Annotated in this window: 16 protein-coding genes; all 16 read right to left on the bottom strand. The window is 61.0% G+C overall.

All coding sequences use genetic code 11. The features are described 5' to 3' along the window. Position 1: 1 nt before the first annotated feature. From cobT to ACLM7Z_RS06835, 16 genes are read right to left on the bottom strand one after another with little or no spacing between them, the layout of a single operon-like run. Positions 2–1,060 (bottom strand): nicotinate-nucleotide--dimethylbenzimidazole phosphoribosyltransferase, encoded by a 1,059-nt coding sequence (gene cobT, locus ACLM7Z_RS06910; protein ID WP_273349897.1) that lies wholly within the window; start codon positions 1,058–1,060, stop codon positions 2–4. Then, complete coding sequence (locus ACLM7Z_RS06905) at positions 1,057–2,406, bottom strand: cobyrinate a,c-diamide synthase (RefSeq protein ID WP_087020800.1); 1,350 nt, start codon at positions 2,404–2,406, stop codon at positions 1,057–1,059. Before ACLM7Z_RS06905 ends, cobT begins: the two co-directional genes overlap by 4 nt. Beyond that, on the bottom strand, positions 2,403–3,581 hold the full coding sequence (cbiE, locus tag ACLM7Z_RS06900; protein WP_087020803.1) for a precorrin-6y C5,15-methyltransferase (decarboxylating) subunit CbiE: 1,179 nt from the start codon (positions 3,579–3,581) through the stop codon (positions 2,403–2,405). The genes ACLM7Z_RS06905 and cbiE overlap by 4 nt, the downstream gene beginning before the upstream one ends. A gap of 4 nt (positions 3,582–3,585) precedes the next feature. Beyond that, positions 3,586–4,866 (bottom strand): glutamate-1-semialdehyde 2,1-aminomutase, encoded by a 1,281-nt coding sequence (hemL, locus tag ACLM7Z_RS06895; RefSeq protein WP_087020806.1) that lies wholly within the window; start codon positions 4,864–4,866, stop codon positions 3,586–3,588. Between the two features lie 18 nt (positions 4,867–4,884). Next, entirely contained in the window at positions 4,885–6,390 is a 1,506-nt protein-coding gene (gene cobA / locus ACLM7Z_RS06890; protein ID WP_435645738.1) for a uroporphyrinogen-III C-methyltransferase, read from the bottom strand. Positions 6,391–6,392: 2 nt separating this feature from the next. Then, entirely contained in the window at positions 6,393–7,277 is an 885-nt protein-coding gene (hemC, locus tag ACLM7Z_RS06885) for a hydroxymethylbilane synthase (RefSeq protein ID WP_435645737.1), read from the bottom strand. Further along, complete coding sequence (gene cobK / locus ACLM7Z_RS06880; protein WP_273349912.1) at positions 7,274–8,449, bottom strand: precorrin-6A reductase; 1,176 nt, start codon at positions 8,447–8,449, stop codon at positions 7,274–7,276. The genes hemC and cobK overlap by 4 nt, the downstream gene beginning before the upstream one ends. Then, complete coding sequence (cobJ, locus tag ACLM7Z_RS06875; protein WP_087020819.1) at positions 8,446–9,174, bottom strand: precorrin-3B C(17)-methyltransferase; 729 nt, start codon at positions 9,172–9,174, stop codon at positions 8,446–8,448. The genes cobK and cobJ overlap by 4 nt, the downstream gene beginning before the upstream one ends. Next, positions 9,171–10,406, bottom strand: a complete 1,236-nt coding sequence (gene hemA / locus ACLM7Z_RS06870; protein WP_435645736.1) for a glutamyl-tRNA reductase — start codon at positions 10,404–10,406, stop codon at positions 9,171–9,173. The genes cobJ and hemA overlap by 4 nt, the downstream gene beginning before the upstream one ends. Continuing rightward, entirely contained in the window at positions 10,403–11,419 is a 1,017-nt protein-coding gene (locus ACLM7Z_RS06865) for a cobalt-precorrin 5A hydrolase (RefSeq protein ID WP_087020825.1), read from the bottom strand. Before ACLM7Z_RS06865 ends, hemA begins: the two co-directional genes overlap by 4 nt. Further along, complete coding sequence (gene cobM / locus ACLM7Z_RS06860; protein ID WP_087020828.1) at positions 11,416–12,171, bottom strand: precorrin-4 C(11)-methyltransferase; 756 nt, start codon at positions 12,169–12,171, stop codon at positions 11,416–11,418. Before cobM ends, ACLM7Z_RS06865 begins: the two co-directional genes overlap by 4 nt. Then, positions 12,168–12,851: a precorrin-2 C(20)-methyltransferase gene (cobI, locus tag ACLM7Z_RS06855; protein ID WP_087020831.1), complete on the bottom strand. Its 684-nt coding sequence runs from the start codon at positions 12,849–12,851 to the stop codon at positions 12,168–12,170. The genes cobM and cobI overlap by 4 nt, the downstream gene beginning before the upstream one ends. Then, positions 12,848–13,999 (bottom strand): cobalt-precorrin-5B (C(1))-methyltransferase CbiD, encoded by a 1,152-nt coding sequence (cbiD, locus tag ACLM7Z_RS06850; RefSeq protein ID WP_087020834.1) that lies wholly within the window; start codon positions 13,997–13,999, stop codon positions 12,848–12,850. The genes cobI and cbiD overlap by 4 nt, the downstream gene beginning before the upstream one ends. A 1-nt stretch (position 14,000) precedes the next feature. Then, complete coding sequence (locus ACLM7Z_RS06845; RefSeq protein WP_087020837.1) at positions 14,001–14,852, bottom strand: ATP-binding cassette domain-containing protein; 852 nt, start codon at positions 14,850–14,852, stop codon at positions 14,001–14,003. Next, the gene (gene cbiQ / locus ACLM7Z_RS06840; protein ID WP_242969849.1) at positions 14,849–15,631 is read right to left on the bottom strand and encodes a cobalt ECF transporter T component CbiQ; all 783 of its coding nucleotides are present in this window, start codon (positions 15,629–15,631) and stop codon (positions 14,849–14,851) included. The genes ACLM7Z_RS06845 and cbiQ overlap by 4 nt, the downstream gene beginning before the upstream one ends. Further along, positions 15,628–15,936: an energy-coupling factor ABC transporter substrate-binding protein gene (locus tag ACLM7Z_RS06835; RefSeq protein ID WP_087020839.1), complete on the bottom strand. Its 309-nt coding sequence runs from the start codon at positions 15,934–15,936 to the stop codon at positions 15,628–15,630. Before ACLM7Z_RS06835 ends, cbiQ begins: the two co-directional genes overlap by 4 nt.

Raw genomic sequence — 15,936 nt, 5'->3', positions numbered from 1 at the left:
CTTACACCAGCGGCACATACGCTTCGATATTGCTGTCATCGAACGTATTGCCATTGTAGTACAGTGACGCCGCCATGTCCAGCGGCCCGAACAGGCACACTGCACCCGTTCCCTCGCCCAGTGCCATATGTGCGTCGATCAGCGGATGTACGTCGAGCGCCTGCTCAATCAGTACGCCCGCAGGCTCCGCCGTGTGGTGCGACGGAATGAGGTATTCGCGCACGGTCTCGCACATGCGCACAGCGCACAGTGCCGCCGCGCCCGAAATCACGCCGTCGATGAGCATCGGTAACCCGCACGCTGCGCCGCCGAGGAACATACCGGTCAGGCCGCAGAGATCAAAGCCGCCGACCTTGCTCAGGATATCTACCGGGTCGTGCTGATCCGGCTGCCATTTTTCCAGCGCCTCCGTGACGACGCGGATTTTCTTTTCGAGACCGGCGGTTGTCAGCCCTGAGCCGCGTCCGGTGACCAGCTCTGCCGGGGCGTGCAGCAGCGCCGCGACAACTGCCGCTGTCGTCGTCGTATTGCCAATGCCCATTTCACCGGTCGCAACAATGTCATAGCCCTGCTGTTTGCACCAGTACGCGGTTTCGATGCCGACCTCAATCGCCCGTACCGCCTGTTCGCGCGTCATCGCCGGTTCTTTGTACAGATTTTTCGTACCATAAGCGATTTTCCGGCGCAGAATGCGATCACCTTTGACCTCGCGCGACACGCCGATATCCACCGGAATCACGTCTGCCCCCGCCGCACGCGCCATATGGCATACGGTTGATGTACCGGCAGACAGGCTCTCAGTGATGATCGCCGTGACCTCCTGCCCGGTCTGTGAGATGCCCTCTTCGACAACGCCGTTGTCCGAACACATCACGACGACACATTTGCGGCGCAAATCCATACGCGCCGTGCCGCGGATGCCCGCAATCTGAATCAAAAGATCCTCCAAATCGCCCAGGCCGTGCAGCGGCTTGGAGAGGGAATCCCAGCGGTATTTTGCCCGCGCCATCGCCTCGCTGTCCAGCGGTGCGATCTGTTTTAACGTCTGTTCCAGCGTCATGCTTCTGCCTCCTCGTGATATGTCCGGCATGCGGACAGGAAGTTCTGCGCCGCGCGCACACTGCCCGCAAAATGGAAATGCGGATATCCCGCATGTACTGTTTGTGTCGCTTCCACGCAGTCCCAGCTGCGCGCCCGCAGCGGCTTCTGCGCGCGGAAGCTATTCCCCTGCCGCTCGCTCTGCGCATAGTGAAATTCATGCGCATGCAGGCGTTCTCCCGCCGCACACAGCAGGGAATCGTGCTTTGCTGTCAGCGTAACATAGCCGAATTGCTGTAATTTTTTCGTCATGTGCGCCGCGCCGCCGCAGATGCCTGCCATCGGCACGCCGTCCAGTGTATCATGCAGCAGCAGAAAGCCGCCGCATTCCGCAACGGTCGGTACGCCGCGCTGTACTGCCATGCGCAGCTCGTCCAGCAGCGTGCGGTTTTCGCCCAGCTGCTGCGCATACAGCTCGGGATACCCGCCGCACAGCAGCAAACCATCGATATGCTCCGGCAGGTGCGCATCGTGCAGCGGTGAAAACGGCACAAGCTGCGCACCCATCTGCGTGAGTACATCCAGACTGTCCGCATAATCGAAGCAGAACGCCTCATCACGTGCCATGGCGATGCGCAAGCCGTCCCCGCAATGCGGGTACTCCGGCTGAGTATCGTCCAGCGCAGGCGCGGTGCGCGCCAGCGCCAGCACCCCGTCCAGATCGATACCCGCGCGGGCGTGACCCGCGAGCACCTGCATTTTCTGCTTCAAGTCCGTGATCTCACCCGCCGTGACCAGTCCGAGATGGCGGCTCTCCACCGCACAGCTCTCATCGCGCGGCAGTGCGCCGTAAACGGTCAGACCGGTGTGCTGCTCGACAATATTCGCATAGTAATCCGTCATCGACGGAGAAATACCGTTGAGAATCACGCCGCGAATGGTATTTTCTTCAAAATTCAGATAACCGCGCAGCAGCGCTGCAAGTGACAGCGACATGCCGCGCGCGGACACGACCAGTACCGTCGGGGACTGGGTGAGCCGTGCGAGATCGGCGGTGGAATTTTCGCTCGAGGTGCCGCCCAGCCCGTCATAATAGCCCATCACGCCCTCAATGACGGAAATGTCGCCCGCATGTTTCGCCAGCAGGCGCGGGACGGTATCCCGCCCGCACAAAAACGTGTCCAGATTGCGTGAACGCGCACCGATGATGCGGCTGTGGAACATCGGGTCGATATAATCCGGCCCGCACTTAAATGCCGCCGTGTCCATCCCGCGGTCAACAAACGCCTGTAAAATCGCACAGGTAACCGTTGTCTTGCCGCAGCCGCTGCCCGTGCCACCGATCACCAGCCGCGGCGCCGCCCTCACAGGTTACCTCCGATCAGGTAAACAGGATTCTGCGCCGTCATCATGTGATAGCTGCCGACCGCACGCGCGCGCGATACCTGCACGCAGGAAATTTCCGGCTGTATGCCGGCATCTGAAAGCGCCTGCATCGCCGCATGGACGGTTTCCAACGCAATGGCAGAGATGACCATGCGCACGCTGGGGTTTTTCTCCAGCAGTGCGCGCACGATGTCCGGCAGATTGCCCCGGCTGCCGCCGATAAAGGCACAATCCGGTGCGGGCAGGATGTCCAACCCCTCGGGCGCCTTTGCCGCAACCGCCGTCACATGGTAATTGCCCGTCTGCACGCGATTGCGCGCGATGAGCTCCAACGCGTCCTGCTTGCACTCTACCGCAAAGACCTGTCCGCGATTGGCGCGCCGCGCCAGCTCCATCGACACTGAGCCGGTACCCGCGCCGATGTCATAGACGGTATCCGCCGGGTGGACTGCCAGCAGGTCGCACGCCAGCCAGCGTACCTCCTGTTTGGTCATCGGCACCTCGCCGCGCACAAAATCGCTGTCGCGCAGCGGGCGCGATATCTCCGCCGGGCAGTCGTTTTCGACCAGCATCACGCTGAGATCGGCAAAATTCAGCCGGGAAAGCTCCTCCGGCGAGCCGGAAACCATGCGCTCATCCACTGCACCGAGGTTTTCCCCGACATGCACGCGCACATGGTTCAGCCCTGCATCTGCAAGCACCGCACACAGCGCGTCCGCGCGGAATTTCCCGCCGGTCAGCGCAAACACCTTGCGGTGGCAGCTGACTGCGCCGAGCAGTCCGCCTTCTCTGCCGTGCATACTGAGCAATACGGCGTCGTCATACGAGGTGCCCAGCTTCGCGCAAAACACCTGCAAGCTGCTCATGCCGGGCAGGATGCGGACGCGCCCATGCGCGCGCAGCTTTGCCGCCAGTGACTTTGCCGCGCTGAAAAATCCGGTGTCGCCGCTGAGCAGGATGGCAATCCTGCCTTCACAGGCGCACGCACGCTCTGTCAGCTGTGTGAGCGGCACGGCTTCGATATCGCGGATGCCGGACAGTCCGTCCGCCAGACGCGGCGTCGTAAGCACGATATCCGCGCGCGCAATTTCCTCCCGCGCCTGCGCGGTCAGCAGGGCTTCACAGCCCATGCCCGCGCCAATCAGAACAAATTCCATGTCCTTACAGCTCCTGCATGACGCGGGATGCCGCCAGAACCGTGTTCATCAGGTCGTCTTTTGTATGCGCTGCACCGACGAACATCGCCTCAAACTGTGCCGGAGCAAGATAAATCCCCTGCTTCAGCATCGCACGGAAATACGCCGCATAGCGCTCGGTATCGCTCGACTTTGCGCCCGCAAAATCGGTCACCGGGCGGTCGGTAAAGAACACGCTGAGCAGCGAGCCGATCTGGTTGACCGTACAACCCTTGTGGTACTGCTCCTCCAGTGCGCGCAGCTGAGTTGCCAGCCAGATGGCACTGTTTTCAATCTGCATATAAATTTCCGGATGCTCGTTCAGGATGGTCAGCTGTGCCAGACCCGCCGCCATTGCGACTGGATTGCCGGACAACGTGCCTGCCTGATACACCGGGCCGGTCGGCGCAACCTGCTCCATCAGCTTCTTGGAACCTGCGAATGCACCCACCGGCATGCCGCCGCCGATGATTTTGCCGAATGTCACAAGGTCGGCGCGCACGCCGAAGTATTCCTGTGCACCGCCGCGCGCCAGACGGAAGCCCGTGATGACCTCATCAAAAATCAGCAGCGCGCCGTACTGGTCACACAGGCGGCGCAGTCCTTCCAGAAAGCCCGGTGCAGGCGGGACAACACCCATATTTGCTGCAACCGGCTCGACAATGACCGCCGCGACCTCGCCGTCATTCGCGCGCAGCAGCGCTTCCACGCTGTCCAGATTGTTGTACTGTGCCGTCAGTGTGCCGGAAGCAATCGCCGCCGGCACACCGGCGGAATCCGGCCTGCCCGCAGTCAGCGCGCCAGAGCCCGCCTTAACCAGCATGGAATCGGAATGGCCGTGATAGCAGCCCTCAAATTTGATGATTTTATCGCGCCCGGTTGCACCGCGCGCCAGACGGACGGCACTCATAACCGCCTCCGTACCGGAGTTGACCATGCGCACCATTTCAATGCCCGGCACCATCGAACACACCAGCTTTGCCAGTTCAGTCTCACGTCCGGTCGGCGCACCGAAGCTCAAACCGTCCTTCATCGTGTCCGCAACCGCCTGCAACACATCCGGGTGGCTGTGTCCCAGAATCATCGGCCCCCATGAGCCAACATAGTCGATATATTCCACGCCATCCACATCCGTGATATAGGCTCCCTTTGCGCTGCGAATAAACCGCGGTGTCATGCCGACGGCACGATACGCGCGAACCGGGCTGTTAACGCCGCCCGGCATGACGGCACAGGCCTCTGCAAACATTCTCTCCGAAGTGTCCATCTCGTTACTCCTCTCCTGTCAGTCCCGCGCGGCACAATGCTCCCGCAGGGTGTCTATCATCGCGTCAATCGTCGCATTTGCGGCGGTAATGGTATGCATGCCCGCCTGCTGTGCGGCCTTCTGTGTGCTCGGGCCGATGCACAGTGCGGTAAAGCTCGTCAGATCGGTATCTGCCGACAGGCTGCCGACAAAGCCGTGCACGGTAGAGGCGCTGGTAAACGTCACATAATCGACCGCGCCGCGCGCCAACAGCCCTGCCAGCTCCTCACTGCGCTCGCTGCGATATACTGTGCGGTAAATTGCAACATCGTCAAACGCCACGCACGCCTCCGAAAGCAACGCAGGCAGTTCCGGTGTACCGATCTCCGCACGCAGCAGCAGCACGCGCTCACCGTCGCGCACAAGACGGATCAATCCCTCCGCCAGATGTACGGAATCGTACACATCTGGGACATAATCCGCACGCAGACCGTGCTCGCGCAGTTTTTTCGCCGTGCCCGCGCCGATGACGGCGAGCTTCAGATGCGCAAGGCTGCGCGCATCCATCTCCGCCGCATCCAAAAGTCGTGCGAGCGTATCCACGCCCGCCGGACTGGTCAGCACCAGCCAGCTGTACTGCTCCAGCGATGCCAGCGCTTCCACAACCGGCATATTCGGCCAGATGTCCTGTGTCTCAATACACGGATAGGAAAGGACATCTGCACCGAGCCTGCGCAGACGGTCGGTCAGCGTGCCCGCACGCTGTCTTGGACGCGTGACCGCGACGGTCACGCCGTGCAGCGGCAGCGTGTCATACCAGTCAAACCGGTCGGACAGCGCACAGACCGCACCGACAATCAAAATCGCCGGGCTGGAAATGCCCATCTCGCGCATGCGCTGCGCGAGTGTGCCGACCGTAGCGACCAGCTTGCGCTGGCGCGGCAGCGTGCCGCGCTCCACCATCGCCGCGGGCAGGTCGGGAGACATCCCCGCCTGCATCAGCCCGTCCAGAATCGCCGGGGTGCTCGTCACGCTCATCAGGAAAACCAACGTGCCGCCATGGCGCACCAACGCGTCAAAATCGATGTGCAGCTCGCCATTTTTCTTTGCGTGACCTGTGATAATGTGCACCGACGAGGTGAAATCACGGTGCGTCACGGGGATTCCCGCATAGGCGGGCACCGCCAGCGCGCTGGTCACGCCCGGAATGACATCGAAATCAATGCCGTTTTCCGCGAGCAGCTCCAGCTCCTCGCCGCCGCGCCCAAACAGAAAGCAGTCGCCGCCCTTGAGCCGCACGACATTTTTTCCCTCACGCGCCTTTTCCAGCAAAATCTCATTGATGCGCGGTTGCGGCACGGGATGATGGCAGCTGCGCTTGCCCACATCGATCTGTTCGGCGTGGTTCGGCATCAGCGCCAGAATTTCCGGCCCAACCAGCCGGTCATATACAACAACATCCGCCTCGGCAATCGCCTGGCGGCCCTTCACAGTGAGCAGTCCCGGATCCCCCGGCCCTGCTCCCACCAGTGTGACATGTCCCATGGTCATCCCTCCCGTTTCATCCGCTTTGCCAGCTCTGCGGCACAGTCTGCGCCGTCGGCACGCGGACAGCTTATCGTTTCGACGCGGGTACGTGTGCGGTCATCCGAGACATACAGGCCGGTCAGCTGCATCGTATCCGCATCGGTCAGGCGGGCAAACGCCGCCACCGGCGACGAACAGCCGCCGTCCAGCGCGCGGATAAACGCGCGCTCCGCTATCGCACAGGCGAATGCATCCGCATCGTGAAAGGTGCGCAGGCAGGCAGTATCAAAGCCCTCCCGCGCCTGCACCGCCAGAATGCCCTGGCAGGCAGACGGAATCAGTTCCTCCGGCGAAAAAACGCGGTGAATGCGGCTGTCCAGCCCGAGGCGATGCAGCCCTGCCTGTGCAAGCACCAGCGCGCCGTATTCGCCGCTGTCCAGCTTGCGCAGCCGCGTCTGAATGTTGCCGCGCACCGGGCGAATCTCCAGCTCCGGATACAGCGCCTGTAACTGAATCGTGCGCCGTGCGGACGCACAGCCGACCGGTCTGGATTTGTCCCATTCCTGACACCCCTCCGGCAATACCAGAACGTCATACGGTGTCTCGCGCCGCGAGACCGCAACGAGCGGCAGACGCGGGTCGAGTTCGGCCGGCAAATCCTTCATCGAATGCACGGTCAGATCAACCTCGCCTGCGAGCAAGGCGCGGTCCAGTTCTTTGACAAACAGACCCTTGCCGCCTACTTTGTCCAGTGTGCGGTCGAGAATTCGATCGCCTGTGGTTTTCATCGTCACCAGTTCAGTGGAAATGGCGGGCTCTGCTTCGCGGATGGCATCCATCACCATATCACTCTGAATCACCGCCAGCCGGGATTCGCGGCTTCCGACTCGGATTACTCTGTTCATGTCCGCGACTCCTCCTTCAAAACCTGCCCAATGGCGCGGGCTGCCCGCGCCGTCTTTTTATGGTCACTGCCGTCGGACACCAGCCCGACCGACAGATTCGCACCCGTGCGCACTGCCGGAAAGAAAAACGTACATTCCTCCCGGTTGTCCGCGGTGCTGACAAATACATTGCGCTGTACACACAGCGTGTAAATTTCGTGATTGATGTCCCGGCGGTCTGTCGCCGCTGTCACCAGAAAAACGCCGTCCAGATCGTTCGGTTCAAATGCGCGGCGATGGTGCACCGCACCCGCAGGCGCTTCGCCCTCCGGTGCAACGACAATAACCTCTGCGCCATAGCGCAGCAGAACTTCCGCGCGGTGCGCGCCAATTTTGCCGCAGCCGACAACCAGACACCTGCGCCCGGTCAGATCGACAAACAACGGAAAACGCATCGGCGGTTCCGGCAGCAGAAGCTGCCGCACCTGCTCCGGCGTCAGGCCGTCCTCCTGTGGACGGTCGATCAGGATCACCCGGCAGCCGCATTTTTTTGCAGCCGCCAGCTTTTCCGGCAATCCGCCCGCCTCACCTGTATCCTTGGTCACGAGCCATTTCGCACCGCTCATGTGAATCAGCGCACAGTTCAGCTCTTCCGAAAACGGGCCTTGCATCAGGATGAGATGCGCCGCCGGAAAACCGAGTGTTTTGCAAATCTGCATCGACGCTTCGGCGGGCAGCACACGCGGCCACAGCCGCTCTGTATAGTCCGGCACAGCGGTAAAGCAGTGCAGTTCCTTGCTGCCGACTGTCAGCAGCACGGCGCCTTCCGTCTGCGCAAGATAGTCTGCCGCCGCACGTGCGTCCGGCACATGCACGGCGCCTTCAACGTGCGTCTTCGGGCGCAGCAGGCGCAGATACCGGCACCCGGCCTGCTGACACGCCTGCCGGATATTTTGGCTGACCTCTACGGCATAGGGATGTGTGGCATCGACGGCTGTCTCCACACCGCGCAGAAAATCCGCCATCTGTGCAGCGTCCATGCGCCCGGTGTGCACGCGGATGCCCGGCAGCGCCGGCATAACCTGTTTTCCATATTCCGTTGCGACACAGGCAACCGCCTCCTGTCCCGCGCGGGACAGCTGTTCACACAGGGTTCGCCCTTCGCTCGTCCCGGAAAAAATCACTGTTTTCATTTGGTTTCATATCCGCGCGGCGTGACCAGCTTTCCACCGATCACACGCGTCTGGCTGTTGCCGATAAAGACCGTCGTAAACATATCGACCGACGTATCGCGCAGCTGTGCCAGCGTGCAGACCGTGCCGCACTCGCCCGCGCGCCCGATGTTCTGCACATAACCGCAGGGGGTGTCCGGCAGCCTGCTCTTCAGCATAATGTCACACGCTTTTTGCAGATAATCCGCGCGCTTTTTGCTGGACGGATTGTACAGACAGATGCAGAAATCCGCCTGAGATGCAAAATCCAGCCGCTTTTCAATTTTCTCCCACGGCGTAAGCAGATCGCTCAGGCTGATGACCGCAAAATCATGCACGAGCGGCGCGCCGAGCACCGCTGCACCGGCACACGCCGCCGTGATGCCCGGCACGACTTCAATGTCGATGTCCGGATGATCCGCACAGACCTCGTGCATCAGCCCCGCCATGCCATATACGCCCGCATCGCCCGAACAGATCATGGCGACCGTCTTTCCGGTCAGCGCTGCGTCACGCGCGCGCGTGCAGCGGTCAATTTCCTGCTTCATTGGGGTCTGTAAAATTTCTTTGCCTTCGATCAGCGGGCGCACCAGATCAATATATGTGGTGTAGCCCGCGATGATATCACTCGCTTCGATAGCGGCACGCGCGCGCGGCGTCATCTGATCCGCGCCGCCCGGCCCAATGCCGATGACATAAAGTTTCATCCTGTCCTCCCGTCCCGCAGCTGCGGTGCCTTGCGTAAAATGGCCTCCCGGCACGTTTCCAGCGCGCCGTCGCCCAATTCACCCTGTAAGCCGCTCAGCAGCAACCGTGCGGTTTTCTGTGCCGCCAGTCTGGCGGCATTCTCCATTTTTTCTGTGGTTTTCCCGTCCTCCCCGTCCGAGAGCACGGCAAAATCATATCCGGTGGCGACGCGCTCCGCCGCCAGCCCGCACAGCTCATCAATCAGCGGCAGCGCCTCGCGGTACGAGCGCCAGCGCGCAAATTCCGCCATTTCCTCATCAATGATTCGTTCCACCTGCCGACGGTCGTCTGCATCCACATGCACATCGCGCCCGCCCATGCTGTCCATATCCAAAAAGACCGCGACATCGTCCAACTCCCGCACTGCGGGCTCAATATCGCGCGGCATGGACAGATCGCAGACGATGGACGGCACCTGCGCAAGCTGCTTCATATCGTCCAATGCAACGGTATAATGCGGGCTGGTTGTCGCGCTGAGAAGAATATCGCAATCCGCCGCGCGCTGCATGCGGTCGCCGTAGGCAATCGTATGACAGCCCGCCGGGACAATCGTTTGACCATGGTGGTAGGAACGCAGTGTCACTGTCACGTCACAGCCGCGCGCAACGAGCAGGCTGGATGCCAGCCGTCCCATCTCGCCGTTGCCGATGACAAGCGCGCGCCTGCCGTGCAGATCACCCGCCGCCTGTTCCATCAGCGCAACCGCCTGTCCCGCAACCGACAGCGGTGCAGCGGACAGGCGCACCTGTGTGCGGCTGCGCTTGCCTGCCGTTGCCGCAAGCCGGAACAGCTGGCTCAGCTCCGCATCCGAACAGTCCGCTTCATGGGCAATCTGATAGGCGCGCTTGACCTGCGATACGATCTGATCCTCTCCCAGAATCTGTGAGCACAGGCCGCACGCGACGCGCATCAGGTGGCGCGCCGCATCGTCGCCATACCGCACCGTGAACAGGCTTTCCTCCCCCTGCGCGCCTGCGGCACGGCACAAAACGCGCGCCGGAGCCAAAAGATCCGCTCCGCTCAGGTACAATTCTGTCCGGTTGCAGGTCGCCAGCAGCACACAGCCGTCCACGCCGTTCATCTGCCGGATCACGCGGCATAGCCGTGCGACCTGGCTGCCTGTGAACGAAAACGCTTCGCGCTTGTCCATATTGGCGCTTTTCCAGTCGATCCCCGCCATGCAAATACTCAAAACTCCGTCCTCCAGTCCTCACAATACACAGAAACCGTCGTGCCGCCGCCCGCAGTCTTGCCCAGCAGGCAGCGTCCGTTTTTCGAGGCGCGCGCCGCCGCGCGCTGACAGACATTGTCTGTTCCCGTTGTCTCTCTGACAAATGCCGACGGTGGGAATTCCCCCGGCACTTCGTCCAGCTCCGCCGCCGTATAAAACTGCGCAGGCACATTCCATGCGCGTGCCAGCTCGCACACAGCCGGTTCATCCGCCTTCAGGTCAATCGATGCAACCGACGCCACTGCCTGACGCGCAATGCCCAGCTGTCCCAGAAGCTCCTCCACCCGGGCGTTTAATTGATCCGGCGGCAGGTCTCTCCGGCAGCCCACGCCGACATGCACGATACGCGGCACGAGCCACAGGGTATGCGCAAACGGACGTTCCGCCCGCTCATAAATTGAAATCAGAATGCCGTTTTCCGGCTGTCCCTCCGCCGTAATACCCTCCGGCAATGCGCCGGAAATCGGGAACTCACTGCGCAGGCCGACCGAATCGCCGCGCAGCAGCGCGCCGGAAATGTACTTAATGCAGCGGATATCGGCGACAACACAGCCATGCTGCACCGCCCAGCTGTCTGCGGCGAATCGTCCGCGTCCGTCGGTCGCTGTCGTGATGACCGGAATTGCGTGCAGCTGTTCCGCCAGCTGTTCCGCCAGCTGGTTCGCACCGCCGATGTGACCCGACAACACAGGGATCACAAACCGTCCGTTTTCATCTACGACGAGCACTGCCGGATCGACATCCTTGCCGCGCACAAACGGCGCAACGGCGCGCACTGCAATGCCGGCCGCACCGACAAAAATCACTGCGCTGTCCTCCGCCATTGCGCGCGCGGCGAACGCACGCACTGAGTCATACGCCGCAAAGCCCTCCGCTTTCGCGTACTGCGTCACGCAGTCCTCCGGCATGCACGCGGCAATGCGCGCGCTGAGCGCGTGCCCGCGACCGGTAAAAGAAATAATGCTGATGTTCACCGGCTCGCCTCGCGGCAGCCATGCGTAAACGACGGGTCGTACAGCTTCGAGCGCTCATAGCTGTCGCCCAGAAAACCGCCGACCGTAATCAATGCCGTTTTGGTGATGCCGTTTTCCTTCGCCGCCTGCTCCAGTCCTGCGACCGTTGTGCGGATAACTTTTTCATCCGGCCAGGTCGCTTTGTATACAATCGCCGCCGGGGTTTCCGGCGCATAACCGCCCGCAATCAGCTCCGCAGACAGCTTTCCGAGCATACCGGACGACAGGAACAATACCATTGTGCTGCCGTGCGCCGCGAGCGAACGAATGGATTCGCGCTCCGGTACCGGTGTGCGCCCCGCCATGCGGCTGAGAATCACCGTCTGGCTGACATCCGGCAGGGTATATTCCGCGCGCAATGCCGCTGCCGCGCCGCAGAATGATGAGACACCCGGACACACCTCATAGTCGATGCCCTGGGCATCCAGCCAGTCCATCTGCTCGCGAATGGCACCATAAATCGATGGATCACCCGTATGCAGGCGGACAACCGTTTTGCCCGCTTTTGCCGCGGGAATCATGACGTCCATAACCTGCTCCAGCGTCATCGACGCGCTGTCATGGATGTCACAGCCCGCTTTCGTGCGCGCCAGATGCGCCGGGTTGACCAGCGAACCGGCATATACTACCACATCTGCCCGCTTCAGCAAAGTTTCACCGCGCACGGTAATCAGATCCTCCGCTCCGGGGCCTGCTCCGACAAAATGAATCATATCTGTTTATCCTTTCCATGTCTGACCAGTACCACGGAAAAATACCCCGCGTCCGGATCAATTTCGTCCAGCGAGCGGAACACCCGCTCGTTCTGCATGCCGCAGTTTTCCACCATCTGTGCGCTGTCCCCGCGTGCACGCAGCTTGTCCCGCAGGTCACCCATCGACCTGCCCGCTTTCATGAATACCTTGTTGCCGGGAAAATCCAGGCAGGCATCGGCATTTCTATACGACGCAGGGACAATCATCAGCGGCTCTGCGCCCTCGCACAGCGAATCGCCCAGCCGCGCCGCAACCGCACAGAATGACGGCACACCCGGAACGAGTTGTGCCTCATAGCCGCGCGCCAGCACACGCCGATGCACGTACATATAGGTCGAATACACAGACGGATCGCCCAGTGTCAGGAACGCCACTGTCTTCCCCTGTTCGAGCAGGGCACAGATACGCTCTGCCGCCTCGTCATGCTTCTGCGCGAGCAGTGCCTTGTCGCGCAGCATCGGCATCGAACAGGGAAGGATTTCCTTCCCCTCCAAATAGTCCGCCGCAATATTCTGTGCAGTCTGCCCATCAGGGACAGCAACCACATCCGCCTCCCGGATGATGCGCACCGCCTTGACGGTCATCAGCTCCGGATCCCCCGGGCCGACACCCACACCGTATAATACGCCCTGCTTCATTGCCTGTTCTCCTGTTCCCGGCGCGCCTCGATGCATGCAGCCGCACCGACTGTCTGCATCAGTACGCCGTATGTATTAGTAAAGATGACATATTCCACCGCAAACGGCCTGCCGGCTTTCGTCGACGTCCGATGTGTCAGATGTGCCAGTATTTTATGTGAAATGGAATCCAGCACCTGCCGGTCCAGTTTTTCCCGCTGTAAAATCTCGAGACAGGCATCCACCGTCACCGCGTCCATCAGCGCGCGCACAGTCTCCACCGCTGCGCCGCACAGTGCCGCATGTGACGCGAATATTTCCTGTCTGGCATCGGCATACGCGGAATGCGTCTGAAACACGCCCGCCGCCAGCTTGATGAGCTTGCCCGCATGCCCGACGAGCAGTACACCGCAAAAGCCGCGGTACACCGCATAGTCCAATGCCTCGCCGATGAAGTTGGAGCATTTCACGCCGCGTGTTATATCCAGCCCCAGCGTGTCACGCGCAAAATCCTCGCCATAATTGCCCGGGCACAGCAGCAGCGTGCGCTCACCCGCGGCATACCGCGCGTCAATATCCAGATGTATCGTGTCAATCAGTGCCTGTTCGCTCATCGGCTCGACAATACCGCTTGTGCCGAGCACGGACAACCCGCCGACAATACCCAGATTGGGGTTAAACGTGCGCGCGGCAGTCTCTTCCCCATGTGGGATGGAAATTTCGACAGAAAACCCGCCGGTATAGCCATATTCCGCCGCGGTCTCCTCCAGCGCCCGCGCAATCTGCCGGCGCGGGCCGGGATTGATCGCCGCCGTGCCGACCGGCTGCGCCAGTCCGGGTCGCGTCACGCGCCCGACTCCTTTGCCGCCGTCGATGTCAATGCCGTGCGGAATGTTGCACACAGCGGCATACACCAGCATGCCGTGCGTGATGTCGGGGTCATCGCCCGCATCCTTGCGCACTGCACAGCGCACGCAGTCCGGCGTGCGCGTCATATCCTCTACATCCAGCAGCAGCTCAATGCCCTTCGGTGTCATCAGCTGTACCTGCCGCACCGGATTCCCAGTCAGCAAAGCTATGGCTGCGGCTTTCGCCGCCGCCGCTGCACAGCTCCCGGTTGTGTAGCCCAGCGCGAGCTTTTTCTGGTTTTTGACTACATACCGGTTCATGTTATTTCTCCTCCAGCAGGCGCAGCAGCTCCCGGCGCGCCCGCCCGATGGTCGCCGCCGACCGGTCGACCGGAATGCCGTCGCGGTCGGACAGAATCTCCATCAGATGCGCAATGCGCGGCAGACGCAGGTTGTTCTCACGCAGGATATCCGGCCGCGCAAAAATTTCGTCCGGTGTGCCGTCCATCAGCAGCCTGCCCTCCTTGAGCAGATAGGCATAGTCACAATACAGAGGTACGATGTCAATATCATGTGTCGCCGCGATAATCGTTATCCCCATCTGGTCACGCATATCGCACAGCAGCTTCATAATATCCGACACGCCCTTGGGATCGAGACCCGCTGTCGGCTCGTCGAGCACAATCACATCCGGCTGCATGACAAGCACGCCCGCAATGGCCACACGCTTTTTCTGCCCATAGCTCAGCGCATGTGTGGGCCGCTGCCGCAGCTCATACACACCGGTGCGCTGCATCGCGTCCTCAACACGCCGCCGAACCTCGTCCTGCGGCAGACCGAGATTGACCGCACCAAAGGAGATATCGCGGTACACATCCGCAGAAAACAGCTGGTCATCCGGGTCCTGAAAGACAATACCAACACGGCGGCGCATTTCGCGCAGCCCAGCCCGCGTATAGCTGACCTTCTCGCCGTCCAGCAGCACCTCGCCCTCTGTCGGTGTCAGCACACCGTTCAAATTGAGAAACAGTGTGGATTTGCCCGCACCGTTTGGCCCGATCAATCCGGTAATCTTTCCCTTCGGCGCACGGAAGCAGACATCATCCAGCGCCCAGCTTTCGCTGTGCTCATACCGATAGCGCAGATGACGCGTTTCCAGTATCGGCTGTGTCATGCCGCCAGCCCCCTTTCCATGCAGAATGCGGCAAACTGGAGTGCTGCCGCCGCGGCGCACATCAGATACACCGCACGTCCGCTTTCATATTCCTCTGCCAGCGTGCGCACCGACTGCCCGCCGCCGCGCGACTCCAGTGCCGCATAAACGCGGTCGGATTTCTGCCACGCGCGCACGAACAGCATTGCCGCCAGTGTCCCGGTAGAATGGTATACATTAACCAGCCCGTCATAACCCAGCCGCGACGTCTGTGCGGTGTGAATGCGGTGCATGGTCTCATATAAGACAAAAATAAAGCGGTAAATCAGCTCCATCAGCTCGACCAGCAGCTCAGGTACATGCAGCTGCCGCAGCACACCCGTGATATCGGTCATCGGCGTATTCATCGCAAGGAAATACATGCTCGCAACAACACCCAGCGCACGCAGACAGATGGAAATGCCCTGTACGGCCGAAGCCGCCGTCACGCCGTATCCATGCGTTCCGAGTGAAATGCCCACCAGCATCTCTGTTCCCGGGTCATACCGTCCGATGAAAATCGTGAGTGTGGCGAGTATCATAAAGCCCGCCGGAACGAGCAGCATGCGGCGGAATTCACGCAGGCGCACGCCGCCCAGACACACGGTCGCCGCCCCCATTGCCAGAATGGTGACCACGCTGACCGAAATGCAGTCCAGGCACAAACACAGTACGGTGGTCACCGCCATCACCAGCAGCTTGGACTGCGGCGACACATGCGCCAGCCGTGACGCATATGCATACCGGTCGGTTCCTATCATTTTTTGTCCGACTCCTTCTTTTCGTCCTGCGGTTTTTTTGCGGTCAGGCGACCGAGAACAAAGCCTGCCACACCTGCACCGATTGCCGTCTGTACGCAGAACAGCAGCGATTCAATTTCCCCGGACGGCGGCTCATACAGCGAGGAAAACCACGGCTCATAGTCCGGGTTCTGCTCTGCAATCGCGTCGGTCGCCTGGTCATCGCTGCCGCCGTATTCTCCCTGGATAAATACCAGTGGAATGACCACAATGGCGACAACAAGCAGCAGCAGGACAAGATTCTTTTTCCAGATTGTCTGTTTCAT

This window comes from Butyricicoccus porcorum (assembly GCF_051246315.1).
In the GTDB taxonomy this organism is placed as follows: Bacteria; Bacillota; Clostridia; order Oscillospirales; family Butyricicoccaceae; genus Butyricicoccus_A; species Butyricicoccus_A porcorum.
This window is presented reverse-complemented; position numbering and strand designations above follow the sequence as displayed.